The organism is Bacteroidota bacterium (assembly GCA_016714535.1).
Taxonomy (GTDB): domain Bacteria; phylum Bacteroidota; class Bacteroidia; order AKYH767-A; family OLB10; genus JADKFV01.
Window position 1 is genome coordinate 352,537 of the sequence record JADKDR010000002.1, and the last position, 15,996, is coordinate 368,532.

A 15,996-nucleotide genomic window follows, 5' to 3' on the forward strand; every position below is an offset into this window, starting at 1 on the left:
TATGCTAAAAAAGCGAATTGGACTTTATGGACTTATCATGGTTGCAGTGGGATCTTGCATTGGTTCTGGTATTTTCAGGACCCCGGCAGAGGTTGCGCTGCTGCTTCCATCTCAAGGCCTCGTGATTATTGTATGGCTGGTAGGAGGTTTTATGGCTTTAACCGGGGCTCTTACCTTTGCCGAGTTGGGAGCCAATTTTCCGGGAAGCGGAGGTATCTATGTTTTTTTGCGCAAAGCGTATGGTGATCTGCCGGCATTTCTTTTTGGTTGGGCCTATCTTGTTATTGTAACCACAGGTTCGTTGGCTGCACTTAGCCTCGTTTTTGCCGATTATTTCTGCAATTTATTTTCCCTGAATGATTCCTTTAAAATTCCATTAGCGGCAAGTGCTGTAATACTATTGTCAGTAATTAATTGCTTAGGGGTGCAAATATCAAGTGGATTTGCAACGGTTATTACTTCGCTCAAAGTGATGGGCATACTTGCTATTATAACGGTAGGTGTATGCTATGGCAGCGAGTTTCATTTTTCTTTTCAAATGGAACCGGACACTCACCTACATGGTTTGCCTGCAGCCTTTGGGCTCGCTTTAATAGGGGCTATGTTTAGTTATGGTGGATTTCAGCATGCATCCTTTGTAGGAGATGAAGTTAAGAACGCAAACCGCAATTTACCTCTTGCGCTTATTATTGGCACCGCCATTGTCTGCTTTTGTTATGTGCTCATTAATATCGCCTACATGAATTTACTTCCGATGAAAGAGTTCTTGCAAAGCACCTCGGTGGCAAGCGATTCTATTTTAAAAATAACAGACTTAGGCGCTCTGTTAGCCACCATATTAATTGCGGGTAGCGTGTTTGGCACCATCTCTATTTATACTTTATCCTCGCCCCGAATTTATTATGCCATGGCCAACGATGGATTGTTTTTTCAAAGCATTGCACGCATACATCCGCGTACACATGCTCCTGTAAATGCCATCTTACTGCAAGCAGCAATTGCGGTTGTCATTTTGCTTTTTTGGAAAACTTTTTCAGATATTATTTCCTATGTAGTGTTTGTTGATTTTATGTTTTTATCGCTTACTGCTGCAGGAGTTTTTATTTTAAGAAAAAAATATCTGAAGACCAAACCAACAACATTTGCAAATTCGCTTGTGCCCGTATTGTTTATTGCTTGTTCATGCTTCATGTTGTTTTATACACTTACCGAGCGCTGGCAAAATGCTGTAGCCGGATTGGTTCTGTTAGCTGTGGGTATAGCTTTTTATTTTGTTATGAAAAAAAAGAAACCTGCGTAAATTATAGTGTGCTTACTACAATTTCATTAGTGGTTACTTTATTGCTCTCATTCCCTGCACGGTCTATGATATATAACTCATAGCGTAAGGTATCATTCGAAACATTAGGTGGAAGAGGCATCAGATAGTCAATGGTGCCATCAATTGATTTGTTGCTTCCGGTTGGTGTAATTGTGGGGAATGGTGCACTTAGGTCTATCAAAAAATTCCACACATCGTTTTTCTTTTCAAAGCAACTGATAATAAAGTTGTTTTCTTTTTGTGTGCCATCATCAAACACACCCAAATCACCATCGCCATCGGCAAAGTATATAGTAACTGTGGCAGCGGTATCTTTAAAGCCATTATTTTCTATTGCAACCCCCATAACTTCAATTTGAGGAATGGGGCTAAGGTCACCATCTTTGTTGCATGCAACAAAGAACAAGGCGCTACTTAGAATGATTACAACCAGAATAAGACCTGCTTTTTGATTCTTTATCATAATTGACTGCAAATTTAATATTATCTGCATACTTTTGCTGCCTGAGTCTGTCACTCTTTTGTTAAATTTATTCTCTACACTTTAAATAACGTAACATAATCTAATAACTGTATCAAATGCCTGTGATAAAAACGATAAATGGAAAAACCCCGGTGATGGGAAAGGACTGTTACGTAGCTGAGAACGCAACCATAGTAGGAGAAGTGGTTTGTGGCGATGAGTGCAGTTTTTGGTTTAATGCAGTAGTACGGGGAGATGTGCATAGCATTACCATGGGCAATAAGGTGAACGTGCAGGATGGTGCCGTTATTCACTGTACGTATCAAAAGGCAGCCACTGTAATTGGCAATAACGTATCTATAGGACATTGCGCTATTGTGCACGGGTGCACGGTCAAGGACAACGCATTGATTGGTATGGGAGCTATTGTAATGGATCATGCGGTGGTCGAAGAAAATTCCATAGTTGCAGCAGGGGCCGTGGTTACCGAGCGTATGGTGGTAGAGTCAGGATGTATCTATGCTGGGGTACCTGCAAAAAAAATTAAGCAATTGTCTCCGGAACATTTTAAAGACATCAATATGCGTATTGCAAATAATTATACGATGTACAAGGAGTGGTTTAAAGAATAAAAGTTTTTGTACTGCTATGAAAATATTTTTGTCGCAAGTTCGATAAATTATTTATAAACATTAGCAGGTAAAAAAAATAGTATGCGTATCAAGAACCGATACAAGAACCGTTTGCTTTAGCAAACATAAACGGTTAACCTAAATAGAGCTAAACAGAACATAAAATAATAACACCAAAATAAATATGAAACAGTTTTTTAAATTCTTCTTTGCATCAATGCTGGGCTTTATAATAGGCTCCATTGTTTTGTTTTTTATCTTTATTGCAATACTTGCAGGCATTGTATCAAGCACTTCTAATAAAAAGACGGTTGAACTCAAGGAAAAGTCAATACTTAAAATTACGCTTGCTGAACCAGTAACCGAGCGCACACCAAGTAACCCATTTAAAAATTGGATGAGCGGAGAAATTAAATCAAATCCTCAGCCCGGATTGTATGATATAGTCAAGCTGATTAATAAATCTGGCGCTGACGAAAACATATCCGGATTATATATTAACGTAAGTGATGTATCGGCTGGCATGGCTAGCCTCGAAGAAATAAGGAATGCGTTAGTTGAGTTTAAGAAGTCGAAAAAATTTGTGGTTGCCTACAGCGAATTTTATTCGCAAAAGGGCTACTACCTTGCATCGGTAGCTGATGAAATTTACCTGCATCCCGAAGGTGGAATGGAATGGAAAGGGATGGGAGCACAACTACTGTTTTTTAAAAACATGTTCGAAAAGATAGGTGTTGAGCCTCAGATTATCAGACACGGAAAATTCAAGAGTGCCATTGAGCCCCTTATTGCCGAGAAAATGAGCGATGAAAACCGTGCCCAAATGAAGGCATTGATAGATGACCTGTGGCGAAACTCGAGCAGTCAGATTGCAAAAAGCAGGGGCAAGACTTACGAAGAATTTGAAATGCTTGCTGATAGCCTTGCTATTGAAACACCAGCTGATGCTGTAAAGTATGGACTTGTAACCAAGACTATATATGAAGATGAAGTGTTAGCATTGTTGAAGAAAAAATCGAATGCCACCGACCAGCCCAAATTTATATCGATGGAGCGTTATGCTAACACTCCTGAGAAGAATGTAAAATATTCAGCAAACAAAATTGCGTTAGTTTTTGCAAATGGCGATATTAACAGTGGCAAAGGAAATGATGAAAGTATTGGCAGTGAAACTCTTGCCGAAACTTTGCGCAAAGCGCGAACTGATGAAAAAGTAAAGGCAGTTGTATTTAGAGTGAATAGCCCCGGTGGTAGTGCCCTTGCAAGTGATGTTATTTGGCGCGAAATCGAATTGACCCGAAAGGTGAAACCTGTTGTTGTTAGCATGGGCGATTTTGCTGCTTCAGGTGGTTATTATATCAGTTGTGCTGCCAACAAGATTTATGCACATCAAAGTACTATTACCGGCAGTATTGGTGTGTTTGGTGTGATGTTTAACGCGCAAAAACTTATGGAAGAAAAATTGGGAGTAACTACTGATACTTACAAAACCAGCGACTATAGTGATATTGGAAGCATTGCTCGTCCACTAACAGCGGCCGAACGTAATAAAGTGCAACGCAGTGTAGAAGAAGTTTATGAAACCTTTACAAGCCGTGTGGCTGATGGTCGCCATATTATACAGGCTGATGTTGATAGCCTTGGACAAGGTCGCGTATGGAGTGGTGAAGATGCCCTCCAATTAAAATTAATTGATGCCTTTGGTGGTATACAGGATGCGATAAAAGAGGCGGCATCATTAGCTAAGCTTAGTGAATATCGTATTTCTGAATTGCCAATACAAAAAGATCCGTTTATGGAGTTACTTCAAGATGGTAGCGAAGATGTTCGCAAATCAATTATTAAAGCGGAACTTGGAGAAAATGCTTCTTACTATCAGTCGTTAAAAAAACTTATGACACTGCAAGGTGTGCAAGCTCGATTACCATTTGAGTTGAAATTAGATTAACTTAGCCATAAAGCAGTCTATTTAAGATTCATATAATCTTTGTAAAGTAACTGCACCATGGCTTTGCCAATGGTGTCGCTTGTTCCATTTGGATTTGGTTGATTAAAGAAAAACACATCAGCTTTTTTATTAGTAATAGTGCCAACTGAGTTTTCATTCGAGTAATAAGCAAAGGGGACGTATGAGCTACTGAATACATCCCGGCTCCATGTATATGTTTCCGAATTAATGTTGAGTTGATTTAGCAATGTAGTTGCTAAATCGTGTTGAGCAATTACTTTTTTAATCTTCATGCCGCGGTAGCGTTCACTAATAACGTTTCCATAAAAGAGACAACAAATGCGATGCGATTCGGGATAATTCATGTCGCGATTTTCGGGTAATTCATGACCATGGTCGGCTACCAGAATAAATAATGTGTTATCAAACCAGGACGCATGTTTAATTTTTTCGAAATAGTTGCGAAGGCATTTATCCGTATACCGCGCTGCTTCTTTAAAGTTTTCATGGGTTGTCGCACCTGCCTTGTCTGCACCGGGCACGTCAAAGGGCTCATGCGTGCTAAGGGTAAGCACCGAATTGAAGAAGGGCTGTGGTTCAGTTGAGAGTAATGCAGCCTGTTTATTAAATATGAATTCATCGTGCGCACCCCATTTGGTAGTTAACTCGGTTGATTCATAATCGCTACGGTCAATTATTTTTTTTGCCCCGTGAGAAAGCAAATAATTTTTCATGTTTGCAAAATCAATTTCGCCACCATACACAAACGAAGACGCGTATCCATTTTTGCTTAAGGTAGTAAACAAGGATGGTAATCGTTCTGCTTTATCGGGCTCAAATATGATTGACCTGTCGGGTAGTGCAGGCCATCCGCTATAAACGGAAGTTAACCCCTGATCGGTTCGAAACCCGCTAGAGTAAGCATTGCTAAACAAAATTCCATGATTTGCAATCGAATCAAAAAAGGGAATTGAACTTGCTTTGTTATTGGTATGCGAGCTCAAATCGGCAGTCCAGCTTTCTAATAATATAACCACAATGTTGGGTTTGGTTTGCGTAATAATTTTTGTCGTACTGTCAGTTGCAAGATAGATTGGCTTCAAATAATTTGCAGCTTCTTCATCCGTGAAAAAGTGAAACGAGTTTTTTTTTGAAACACCATTGAGCATGCTGCGAATAAAATACCAGGCTGGATTAATTGCACTGTGATTATTAATCTGTACGGGTGAGTAGACGGCAGCACTTTCGTTAATGGGTATTACCTGCAGCCCACCGCGTATCATTAAAAACAACAAAAGGGGCACCGTGATAAAAAAGGGAATAGATATTTTTTTATTGTTAAATAAAATGATGCTTCGTGAAACGAAATTTCTTAAAATAATAAACCAGCCACCATAAAACATCACAAATAGTAAGATGCTAACTACTAATAACGGTACCGATACAAAACTGGCAACCTCGGCCGGATTGCCAAGAAACAACACCGCGCGATAACCCAGTAAGGTGTGCCAGTGAGGATACAATAAAAAGTTACCAAAACAAATTATGGAGCATAGCGCTAAAATGAATGCATAAGGAATAATTAATAGATTGGTTAAAGGTCTTGACAATAGATTGGCTATTAGTTGAATCAGAAATCCAAAGCATAGTAAATAACCAATTGCAGATAGATCAAGAGGGAGCCCGGCCACATAGGCATAGGCAGCATGAGCATAACCTGATTCAATAATTTGAGGGTAATTGACACAAATAAAACTAAAGCGATAAAAAGCGAAAAAAAGCAGCCAGAACAAAAATAATTTTACTGGTAACCATTTTATACATGCAGCTATTGTTTTCACTCAAAAAAAATATGAGCTGCAAAATTCTCAAAAAAAAGACAACCACGCGGTTGTCTGTCGTATTATTTAGTTAAAAGCAATTTATTTGAATTTTGTTCGATCAATGGTAAGCTTTAAATTCAGTTTGTCTTTTAGTGCAGCAAAGCATTGAATGTAGTCGTTAAGCGCGGCCTGAGCCATCTCGTCTTCGTTGTTGCGGCTATAGTAATCTATCGATACTTTATGTAACCATAATAATAACTCATACTCATTTCGTTCAAGCAACATGTTTTTTAGTTTCAATTTTATCGTAGTAAAGTTGAAAATGTCCTTGCTATCCTTTGCGCTGTTTAGTTCATTTTGCAGATTGATAATATTAAAGTAACTGTAATTGACACCAAACAAAAGAGCATACTCTTCGGAGCCAAAAACATCTTTAAGCATACTGTCAATTTGCATTAAAGCGTGGCGGCAGTCGGCTGCTTTCATGCGTTTAAATCTTGCTTTAGATAGCACGGCAGGGTTAAAACCTGTGGATGTGCGCTGCATTTCAAATAAAGTGTCCAAAAGTTCTTCAAAGTCAGCAGGGAGTTTTTTCATCAACTCACGTTTGATATAATCTGTAACTCCTGCGGCTTTGGGAATTTTTAAAATATAACTAAAAGCAGGCTCGCTGTTTGATTTCTCAATCATAACTACCATATTGCTTCCCTGTTTTGGATTTTGTTCCATAGTAAACGTCTATTAAATAAAAAAAATAATTTAATCAGTATCCTTATGTTTCGAAAAAAACGTAGCCTCTTAATAATTTTAGTGCATCTTATGGTTAGTAAAATGCAAGGTCAGTCAACGTTTCCTTACAATGGCATTAATGACGAGCGTAACACCACATACGCATTTGTCAATGCCAGAATTTTTATCGATTATCAAACAATAATTGAGGCGGGAACTATGGTAACCAAAAACAATGCCATAGATGAGGTTGGAGTGAATTTGCCAATCCCAAAGGGCGCGTATGTTATTGATTTACAGGGCAAAACCATCTATCCATCTTTTATCGAAATTTGTTCAGATTATGGAATTCCTGAATTAAAAACCAGGCAAAATGATAACCGCAGAGGCCCTCAGTTTTTATCTAATACCAAAGGCGCATATGGATGGAATCAAGCTGTAAGGCCCGAGATACATGCATATATGCATTTCGCTCACGACCATAAGCGAGCAGAAGCCTTACGCAGCAATGGTTTTGGTACGGTAGCAAGTTTTAATAAGGATGGTATAGTTCGCGGCACAGGGGCGGCAATTTTACTTAGTAGTGAAAGCGAGAATCGATCATTGCTTAGAAATAAAATAGCTGCCTATTACTCATTTAACAAAGGCTCAAGTTCGCAGGATTATCGCGATTCGCGCATGGGCGCAATTGCTTTGTTGCGTCAAACATTTTATGATGCACGATGGTATAAGGAAACCAACCCGACTGAGAAAAATATTTCGCTCGAAGAATTTATCACCAACACAACCTTGCCCCAGATAATTGAAACAAGCGATTGGCAAGATGCCTTGCGAGCTGATAAGGTGGGCGATGAGTTTAACTTCCAGTTTATTATCAAGGGTAATGGAGATGAGTATAGTGATTTACAAAGCGTTAAAAATTCTGGAGCAACGTATATAGTCCCTGTAAACTACCCCGAAGCTTATGATGTAAGCGACCCATGGGATGCGATCAACGTATCATTAGGCGACCTGAAGCATTGGGAGCTTGCTCCAGCAAATGCGGCTATGCTCGAACAAAATGAAATATCTTTTTGCTTTACTGCTGATGGCCTTAAGGAGAAGAAAGATTTTTTGAAAAATATTCGCAAAGCAGTTGAGTATGGATTAAGCGAAAAGGCAGCCCTCAAAGCGCTTACTTACCAACCGGCTACGTTGCTTAGCATTGATAAAATGGTGGGCGCCTTAAGAAAGGGCATGCTTGCTAATTTTATAATAACCGGAAAAAATATTTTTGATAAGGAATGTATTGTTTATGAAAACTGGTGCAATGGCAAGCGGTTTATTTTGAAGCAGATAAACTTGCCTGATGTGCGTGGTAATTACAGTTTGATAATAGACCGTCAGCAGCCCTGGCAGTTAAAATTAAGTGGCGATGCAGAGGCGCCCGTAACAACCATCGTAGAAGATACTTCTAAAATTAAGGCTGGCCTTCAATTTAGTAATGATCAGGTAGTCATAAACTTTGACAGCCGCAGAACAAGTGCTAAAGGAAACGTAAAACTTACAGGAAGTTATAATAGTCAGACAAAGAGATTTAATGGAACCGGTTATATGCCTGATGGCTCGTGGGTAAGCTGGAGCGCTTCTTTGGATAGTGCGTATATACCTACCGTTACAAAAGATACCACCACCAAAGCGCTGCCTAAGGTTGGCGACATTTGGTACCCTAATATGGCGTATGGTTGGAAAACGCTGCCTCGCGAACAAAAGATATTGCTAAAGAATGCAACCGTATGGACAAATGAAAACGAAGGCATTATTCAAAACTGCGATGTTCTCATAGGCAATGGTAAAATACTTGGGGTTGGCAAAAATCTCGTTGCCGGTGATGCTATGGTAATGGATGCCACCGGTATGCATATCACCTCAGGTATTATTGATGAGCATTCGCATATAGCTGTAACGGGGGGAGTAAACGAATGCACGCAATCTGTTACTTCGGAAGTGCGTATTGGAGATGTGATAAATTGCGAAGATGTAAACATCTATCGCCAATTAGCAGGCGGTGTTACCTGCTCTCATATTCTGCATGGTTCATGCAATCCGGTTGGTGGGCAAACACAGTTAATAAAACTTCGATATGGCATGCCTCCTGAAAAATTAAAGTTTGATGGGGCCGATGGGTTTATAAAATTTGCTCTTGGCGAAAATGTAAAGCAAAGCAACTGGGGAGATTTTCAAACATCGCGATATCCGCAAACGCGCATGGGCGTAGAACAAACGTACTATAATGCTTTTACACGTGCGCTTACTTATGAGCAACAATGGAAAAATTATTCGTCAACAAGTGCTAAAGGAATGGCACCGCGTAAGGATTTGGAATTGGATGCGCTGGTAGAAATATTGCGTGACAAGCGATTTATTACCTGTCACTCTTATGTACAAAGCGAAATTAATATGCTGATGCATGTTGCTGATAGTTTTGATTTTACTGTGAATACATTTACTCATATACTAGAGGGCTATAAGGTGGCTGATAAAATGAAAAAGCATGGTGCAGGTGCTTCTTCTTTTTCTGATTGGTGGGCATATAAATATGAAGTAATAGAAGCCATCCCTTACAATGGAAAAATATTGCATGAGCAAGGAATAACTGTAGCCTTTAATAGTGACGATGCCGAAATGGCACGCAGGCTTAATCAGGAAGCAGCCAAAGCAATCATGTATGGCAAAGTAAGTGAAGAAGATGCATGGAAATTTGTTACCCTTAATCCTGCTAAACTATTACATATCGACAACAAAGTTGGTAGCCTGAAACAAGGTAAAGATGCCGATGTGGTGGTATGGACAGATAATCCTCTATCCATATATGCCAAGGTTGTAAAAACGTTTGTTGATGGAATTTGCTATTTCGATATCAATGATAATCAAGTAAAGGAGAAGGAGCTGGTGACAGAACGAGCAAGGCTTATACAGAAAATGCAGGAGGCCAAAAATAAAGGTGTCGCAACCCAATCACCCTCTTTTAAATTAGACCATTTATATCATTGTAACGATAAAGAGCAATTGCCGCACTAAATTTTTTTTATTAATCAGTTTAAAAATTCATAACGATGAAATCAATTTCAATAAAATATTCACTTCATATTTTCAGTTGTAGCTTGTTGCTACTACTTATGTTAGATGCAAAATCGCAAAGCGCGGCACCTGCTGCACCTCAGACAAAAAGTATTTTGATTGCAAACGCAACAGCTCATATTGGCAACGGGCAGGTAATAGAAAATTCTTTAATAGGAATTAAAAATAGTTTAATTGAATTTGTTTACGATGCAACTACCGTACGAATAGCTGATTTAAAATTTGACACCATCATACAGGCTCAGGGAAAGCATGTGTATCCGGGATTAATCGCCATGAATACGAATATTGGACTTAGCGAAATAGAGATGGTGAGGGCAACCAATGATTATAGCGAAACAGGAGATTTAAATTCAAGTGCACGCTCAGCTATAGCCTACAATACAGATAGCAAGGTAACGCCAACCATACGCAGCAATGGAGTGCTGCTGGCGCAGGTAGTGCCGCAGGGTGGCATGGTATCAGGCACCTCTTCGGTATTTAAGCTAGACGGATGGAATTGGGAAGACGCCCTATATAAAGAGGATGACGCATTGCATATGTATTGGCCACAAATGACCGTACAGCGCGGCTGGTGGGCAGCGCCCGAAGAAGAGCAGCGCGAAAAAATGCGCAAGGAAATAGATCATATAAAGAAACTCTTTATTGATGCAAAGGTGTATTGTAATGCCGCTGTAATTGCAGAACCAAATCTGAATTTGCAAGCCATGTGCGAGGTAATAAAGGGCAACAGAAAATTATATGTACACGCCCAACATGTCAAGCAAATAACATCGGCTGTCAACTTTTGCAACGAGTATAAAATCAACATGGTTTTGGTAGGAGGTGATGATGCATGGCGGTTAGCTCCCCTGCTTAAGGAAAATAACATTCCGGTTGTAATTACGCGTACCCAGCAATTACCATCACGCCAGGATGAGGATATTGATATATGGTTTAAAATGCCTGCAATATTGAAAAAGCTGGAGTAAAATTTTGTATAACTGATGTCGGGTTTTGGCAGCAACGCAATCTGCCCTTCGAAGCAGGAAATGCTGTGGCATATGGTCTTAGTAAAGAAGACGCACTAGAGAGTATCACGTTAACACCTGCTACCTTGCTTGGTATTAACAACCGTACAGGGTCGCTAGAGGCAGGCAAAGATGCCAACGTGATTATAAGCTCTGGTGATGTGCTTGATATGCGGAGCAGCAATATTGAACGTGCTTATATTAAAGGTGCAGAAATAAATTTAGATAATATTCAAAAACAACTGTACCGGAAATATTGCGATAAGTATGGTATCAAAATTGAATAAGATTTTTTTAAATAATAAAATGACCATCATGACTCATCTAAATTTGTTTGCCATACTAACTTCTATGTTTAGTATCGGTTGTCAAACACCTAAGAATTCGCAAAGTGCCCAAGGGTATTTGCACGAAGTAAAGGGAAACCTGACTTTTACCTATGACTACTGTGGCGGTGCCCGCCCCAGCGATGAGATGCTTGCCAAGTTAAAAGAACCGCGTGTTATTGAAGGGTTTACGGTATACCTTAAACCGGGAAAAGAAAATTCAACAGCTGCTATTACCGATAGCGCCCAATGTGATTCAAATGGAAATTATGTATTTAGAATTCCTAAAGGAGATTATGTAATCTTAATGCCTGCACAAGTCAAGGAGTATGATTTAAAAATTTCAATAACCAGTTTCTTAAGGTTGCTGACGAACCCTGCTTTAAGCAATGGTGGAAAAAAGGTCTGGCAACATTACACGTAACTACAAATGTGGCTTTAGCTGATACGGTTATACAACGCAAATGCCACGGAATTGATTACCTCCCTTGCATGACTTACAATGGTCCTTTGCCACCAAGCATGATGAGAGAATAATTCTTTTTAATTTTTTATGAATGGTAAAGCCAAAACATGTTTTGTCTTTTATACCAAAATGCCTGCAATAGTAGCAGATAAATAAGAGGCAAGCGTACCACAAAGCAATGCTTTAAGGCCAAGTCTGGCAAGATCGCCTCTGCGCGAAGGTGCCAACTCACCAATTCCACCTATTTGCATACCCACACTGCTGAAATTTGCAAATCCACATATTGCCACGCTTGCAATAAGCAACCCTTTTTCAGTTACCGGCTTAAGTCCCTGATGGGTCATATTATCAAAAGCAACAAACTCATTGATGGTTAGCTTTTGCCCCATCAACGTTGCTACGGTAGTTACATCTTGCATAGGCACACCCATGCTCCAGGCAATAGGAGTAAATAATTTTCCGAATATCCAATCGAGCGAAAGTTTAAATTCGAGGCCCATAAAATTTCCACTTTTTAGCAATATAAAATTAATAAGCGCAATCAACCCAATAAAGCCAATCAACATAGCAATTACGTTTACAGATATTTTCATTCCATCACTGGCCCCGTGCGAAATGGCATCAATCATATTTCGGTAAGGTGATTTTACATCCAGCTTAATTTTGCCCATGGTCTCACTTTCTTCGGTTTCAGGCATTACAATTTTCGAGATTACCAGTGCTCCCGGTGCAGCCATTAAGCTGGCAGCAAGTAAGTACTCCGCTTTGGCACCAAAACTTACATATACTACAAGTATGCCTCCTGCAATGCATGCAAGGCTGCCGCTCATACTAGCCAGCAACTCGCTTTGTGTCATGGTGGCAAGGTATGGACGTATCATAACCTGCGCTTCAACTTGTCCTACAAAGGCGCTTGCAACGTTGCTAAGTGCTTCGGCACCTGATACGCGCATAATAAAATTCATAGCACGTGCTATAACAGCAATTATTTTTTGCATTACTCCAAAGTGATACAGTATTGCTACCAATACACATACGAGAATAATTGTTGACAATACACTAAACCCGAAAATGAAAGTACCCTCGCTGCGATAGGGTACACTGCCGCCTTTAAAATTGTCTGTCATGAGACCGCCATAAACAAAAGAGGCGCCCTCTTTTGCAAAACGCTCTATGTAAGTTATAAGATGACCAAGCCATTGAAAAAAGTTTTTTACCGGTTCTACTTTTAAAATGAGAACCGCAATAACCAGCTGCAGACCCAGCCCGCTAAATACCAATCGCTTGTTAATTTTGCTACGGTTGTTCGAAAATAAAAAGGCAATGCCTAAAATTACGACCACTCCGATTAATCCTGTAAGTCTATCCATTACAATAATGATTTAGGAATTTATTATGCCGTCAAACATAAAATAAATATTGGTATGATATAAAAAAAGGTTTGCATTTTGCAAAGTTTAAAAAAATGGCATCGGAGTATATATGGATACCGTTACAAAGAAGGCAACTTCAGTTTGTATGATTTTCAAATCGGAATGCTCAAATATTATTAAATAAAAAAAGTATGTGCTATCGTAATTTCTTATTTAATTCGCATTAACAATTGTAAAAAGAAATACTATGCCGATACGAGTAGTTAAAGATGATGATAACGATAATGTAAAAGATAATTTTCCCGGAGGAGGTGACAGGCCACAACCGGGAGGGGGTGGAGGAGGCGGACCTATGAATTTCCTCCCTATGATCTTAATGTTTTTATTTAAAAATCCAAAACTGCTTATCATAGCACTGTTGGGTTTGGGAGCATGGTGGTACTTTGGTGGGGGCAATCTTGGCAATTTGAGTCAGCAAGCGTTAAGCACAGGGTGTAGCATGAATAAGGAAATTTATGCTCAAACCGAAGTATATGAGCCTTTAGCAGATAATAGCAAGAATCCTCTTCCCGAAAAGACTTCATTACTTGCCTTTGCGCCTGCAAGAGGCAATCAGGGATCGCAGGGCAGTTGTGTTGCTTGGAGCAGTGCTTATGCAGGTCGCAGCATTTTGTACAACCGACAAACCAACAACAATGGCAACGAAGCCTTTAGCCCATCTTATTTGTACAATCAAATAAAATTACCCAATTGTCAGGGTTCGTATATCAAACGCGCCATGGATGCCATGATGCAAACTGGTAGTTTGCCCATGTCACAGTTTCCTTATTCCGAAGAGTCGTGCAGTCGTATGCCTAATCAAACCGAAGTAAATCAGGGCGCACGTTTCAACATTAAAGGGTATCAGCGCTTATCGCGAAAAGATGATGATTTGCGCGTAGATATGTTGGCAGTAAAACAATATTTAAGTCAAGGTTCGCCAATAATAATAGGCATGCTGGTTGGAGGGAGTTTTATGCAGCCCATGCTAGGTCAGGAACGTTGGGTGCCCCTGGCCAGCGATTATGAGCAACAAGGATTTGGAGGTCATGCCATGTGTGTAATTGGATATGACGATTATAAGTATGGCAACGAAGGCGGATTTCAAATTATGAATAGTTGGGGGCCAGAGTGGGGTAACAACGGAGTGGGGTGGGTGCGCTATAAAGATTTCGATTATTTTGTGCAGGAAGCCTATGCCATGTACCCTATGGGTGGGGGTCCGCAATTTGATCAGAATAAATTGCAGGCTACCATTGGTCTTGTTGCAAATGGTAAAAACGCCATTCCCCTTATTCAAAAAAGTGATAATACGTATATAACACAAGGGCCGGTAGATAAAATGACAAAATTTAAAATTGAAATTACTAACCCGGTAGAATGCCATACCTATGTTTTTGGTCAGGAAACTGATGGCAGCAGCTATGTCATTTTTCCATACACACCCAAGCACTCACCATATTGTGGAATAACCGGTACGCGCCTGTTTCCAAAGGATTATAGTTTGCAGACTGATCAAGTGGGTAACAAAGACATTTTTGCCATAGTTGTAACTAAAAAGCCCATTGATTATAAGGCGCTTAATGGAGCCATTAATGCCAGCAAACTACCCACTTATGGAGCTAAGGTAAATGAGGCTATTGCTACTCAAAAGGCAGATGCAATGCAGCATTCGGCCAATGGTGGGCAAATCTCTATGGCCGGTAATCTGAATGGAAAAAATGCTGTGGCTGCTATTGTAGAAATGGATAAAAAATAATCAGGACTAAAGCCTATTTGGCTGAATAAATATAATTATTACTTTTGCACTCCGTTTTTTTAAAAAGAAAAATCGAAGGTGATGGATAAGTTGAAGCATTACGAAATAGATTTTGGAGGGAAGGCGTTTGGTAAGCACCGTTTTACTTATGAATTAAACGAAGAGTTCTTTGCGATATTTGAAGGGAGCATTGTTCAAAATGCATCATTTACTGCACAGGTGGAAATGAACAAGCAAAAACACATGATACAGTTTGATATTTCATTATCAGGCTCGACTCAGGTAATTTGCGATAGATGTAACGACCCTTTCGAAATGGACTTGAACAGTGAGCACCTGCTATTGTTAAAAATGGGAGATCACGTTGAGGAAGAAGATGTAGATGTGTATGTAATACCACAAACACAAACTACCTGGAATATTGCCCAACAACTGTATGAGTATGTGTGCACAGCTATGCCCATGCGCATTGTACATCCTGAGGGCAAGTGCAATCCGGAGTTTATGAAAACACTGGAGCACATAAATGATCACGATGAGACTGAGCAACAAGAAGACCCGCGCTGGAAAAAACTAAAAAATATAAATTTGAATTAATAGAAATTAAAACTGAGATAAAATGCCAAATCCAAAACACAAACACAGCAAGTCGCGCAGAGATAAGCGCAGAACGCACTATAAGGCGGAAGCTCCTACTTTATCAGTATGCCCAACGACAGGCGAAACTCATTTACGCCATCGTGCACATTGGTTAGACGGTAAACTTTACTACAAAGGAAGAGTAGTAATGGAAAACGCAGTGTAACAAGAAAAAGAAACTTAAGGGTGCCAATGGCACCCTTTTTTTATGGAAAAAATTCTGGCTTTTATTTCGCCATATCAGAAGTGTACTATAAAATTTAAAAAGCACAATAGTGACCTTGCCTGCAACAGCCAGGTTGTGTCTGCCTATTACTTTCTATGGTTGTTTAATGGCTTGCAGTCTCT

The 15,996-nt window shown here is 39.7% G+C and carries 14 protein-coding genes; 10 read left to right on the forward strand and 4 right to left on the reverse strand.

Annotation, left to right across the window (positions count from 1 at the left end; all coding sequences use genetic code 11):
* The first annotated feature begins 1 nt into the window (after nucleotide 1).
* Nucleotides 2–1,300 carry an amino acid permease gene (locus tag IPO27_04545; protein ID MBK8845868.1) on the forward strand — a complete coding sequence of 433 codons (1,299 nt, stop codon included), beginning with the start codon at nucleotides 2–4 and terminating at the stop codon, nucleotides 1,298–1,300.
* 1 nt (nucleotide 1,301) lies between these two features.
* Here IPO27_04545 and IPO27_04550 read toward each other — a convergent pair whose 3' ends face one another.
* Nucleotides 1,302–1,784, reverse strand: coding sequence for a hypothetical protein (locus IPO27_04550; GenBank protein ID MBK8845869.1), 483 nt, complete (start codon nucleotides 1,782–1,784; stop codon nucleotides 1,302–1,304).
* Between the two features lie 116 nt (nucleotides 1,785–1,900).
* Here IPO27_04550 and IPO27_04555 point away from each other — a divergent pair, with 116 nt between their 5' ends.
* Nucleotides 1,901–2,416, forward strand: a complete 516-nt coding sequence (locus tag IPO27_04555; protein MBK8845870.1) for a gamma carbonic anhydrase family protein — start codon at nucleotides 1,901–1,903, stop codon at nucleotides 2,414–2,416.
* Between the two features lie 184 nt (nucleotides 2,417–2,600).
* A complete protein-coding gene (gene sppA, locus IPO27_04560) occupies nucleotides 2,601–4,364 on the forward strand; it encodes a signal peptide peptidase SppA (protein ID MBK8845871.1) in 1,764 nt (587 codons plus the stop codon).
* Between the two features lie 17 nt (nucleotides 4,365–4,381).
* Here the strand turns inward: sppA and IPO27_04565 are convergent, their stop codons facing one another.
* On the reverse strand, nucleotides 4,382–6,205 hold the full coding sequence (locus IPO27_04565; protein ID MBK8845872.1) for an LTA synthase family protein: 1,824 nt from the start codon (nucleotides 6,203–6,205) through the stop codon (nucleotides 4,382–4,384).
* Between the two features lie 81 nt (nucleotides 6,206–6,286).
* Nucleotides 6,287–6,916: a hypothetical protein gene (locus IPO27_04570; GenBank protein ID MBK8845873.1), complete on the reverse strand. Its 630-nt coding sequence runs from the start codon at nucleotides 6,914–6,916 to the stop codon at nucleotides 6,287–6,289.
* Nucleotides 6,917–6,961: 45 nt separating this feature from the next.
* Between IPO27_04570 and IPO27_04575 the strand changes: the two genes are divergently transcribed.
* The 4 genes from IPO27_04575 to IPO27_04590 all read left to right on the forward strand — a co-directional run bounded on the left by IPO27_04575 (nucleotide 6,962) and on the right by IPO27_04590 (nucleotide 11,796).
* A complete protein-coding gene (locus IPO27_04575) occupies nucleotides 6,962–9,976 on the forward strand; it encodes an amidohydrolase family protein (protein ID MBK8845874.1) in 3,015 nt (1,004 codons plus the stop codon).
* 35 nt (nucleotides 9,977–10,011) lie between these two features.
* Nucleotides 10,012–11,007 carry an amidohydrolase gene (locus tag IPO27_04580; protein ID MBK8845875.1) on the forward strand — a complete coding sequence of 332 codons (996 nt, stop codon included), beginning with the start codon at nucleotides 10,012–10,014 and terminating at the stop codon, nucleotides 11,005–11,007.
* A gap of 65 nt (nucleotides 11,008–11,072) precedes the next feature.
* The gene (locus IPO27_04585; GenBank protein MBK8845876.1) at nucleotides 11,073–11,333 is read left to right on the forward strand and encodes an amidohydrolase family protein; all 261 of its coding nucleotides are present in this window, start codon (nucleotides 11,073–11,075) and stop codon (nucleotides 11,331–11,333) included.
* A gap of 28 nt (nucleotides 11,334–11,361) precedes the next feature.
* Nucleotides 11,362–11,796 carry a hypothetical protein gene (locus tag IPO27_04590; GenBank protein MBK8845877.1) on the forward strand — a complete coding sequence of 145 codons (435 nt, stop codon included), beginning with the start codon at nucleotides 11,362–11,364 and terminating at the stop codon, nucleotides 11,794–11,796.
* Between the two features lie 161 nt (nucleotides 11,797–11,957).
* On the opposite strand, the gene IPO27_04595 is transcribed toward IPO27_04590, so the two are convergent.
* The gene (locus IPO27_04595; GenBank protein ID MBK8845878.1) at nucleotides 11,958–13,208 is read right to left on the reverse strand and encodes a NupC/NupG family nucleoside CNT transporter; all 1,251 of its coding nucleotides are present in this window, start codon (nucleotides 13,206–13,208) and stop codon (nucleotides 11,958–11,960) included.
* A 250-nt stretch (nucleotides 13,209–13,458) separates the two neighbouring features.
* Between IPO27_04595 and IPO27_04600 the strand changes: the two genes are divergently transcribed.
* The 3 genes from IPO27_04600 (at nucleotide 13,459) to rpmF (ending at nucleotide 15,814) form a co-directional block, all read left to right on the forward strand.
* On the forward strand, nucleotides 13,459–15,009 hold the full coding sequence (locus tag IPO27_04600) for a peptidase C1 (protein MBK8845879.1): 1,551 nt from the start codon (nucleotides 13,459–13,461) through the stop codon (nucleotides 15,007–15,009).
* Nucleotides 15,010–15,090: 81 nt separating this feature from the next.
* The gene (locus IPO27_04605; GenBank protein MBK8845880.1) at nucleotides 15,091–15,606 is read left to right on the forward strand and encodes a DUF177 domain-containing protein; all 516 of its coding nucleotides are present in this window, start codon (nucleotides 15,091–15,093) and stop codon (nucleotides 15,604–15,606) included.
* A gap of 22 nt (nucleotides 15,607–15,628) precedes the next feature.
* On the forward strand, nucleotides 15,629–15,814 hold the full coding sequence (gene rpmF, locus IPO27_04610) for a 50S ribosomal protein L32 (protein MBK8845881.1): 186 nt from the start codon (nucleotides 15,629–15,631) through the stop codon (nucleotides 15,812–15,814).
* Nucleotides 15,815–15,996: the final 182 nt, after the last annotated feature.

Coding starts and splice junctions, on each gene's coding strand:
- IPO27_04545 (MBK8845868.1), top strand. CDS start 2: ATGCTAAAAAAGCGAATTGGACTTTATGGACTTATCATGGTTGCAGTG.
- IPO27_04550 (MBK8845869.1), bottom strand. CDS start 1,784: ATGATAAAGAATCAAAAAGCAGGTCTTATTCTGGTTGTAATCATTCTA.
- IPO27_04555 (MBK8845870.1), top strand. CDS start 1,901: ATGCCTGTGATAAAAACGATAAATGGAAAAACCCCGGTGATGGGAAAG.
- sppA (MBK8845871.1), top strand. CDS start 2,601: ATGAAACAGTTTTTTAAATTCTTCTTTGCATCAATGCTGGGCTTTATA.
- IPO27_04570 (MBK8845873.1), bottom strand. CDS start 6,916: ATGGAACAAAATCCAAAACAGGGAAGCAATATGGTAGTTATGATTGAG.
- IPO27_04575 (MBK8845874.1), top strand. CDS start 6,962: ATGTTTCGAAAAAAACGTAGCCTCTTAATAATTTTAGTGCATCTTATG.
- IPO27_04580 (MBK8845875.1), top strand. CDS start 10,012: ATGAAATCAATTTCAATAAAATATTCACTTCATATTTTCAGTTGTAGC.
- IPO27_04590 (MBK8845877.1), top strand. CDS start 11,362: ATGACTCATCTAAATTTGTTTGCCATACTAACTTCTATGTTTAGTATC.
- IPO27_04595 (MBK8845878.1), bottom strand. CDS start 13,208: ATGGATAGACTTACAGGATTAATCGGAGTGGTCGTAATTTTAGGCATT.
- IPO27_04600 (MBK8845879.1), top strand. CDS start 13,459: ATGCCGATACGAGTAGTTAAAGATGATGATAACGATAATGTAAAAGAT.
- IPO27_04605 (MBK8845880.1), top strand. CDS start 15,091: ATGGATAAGTTGAAGCATTACGAAATAGATTTTGGAGGGAAGGCGTTT.
- rpmF (MBK8845881.1), top strand. CDS start 15,629: ATGCCAAATCCAAAACACAAACACAGCAAGTCGCGCAGAGATAAGCGC.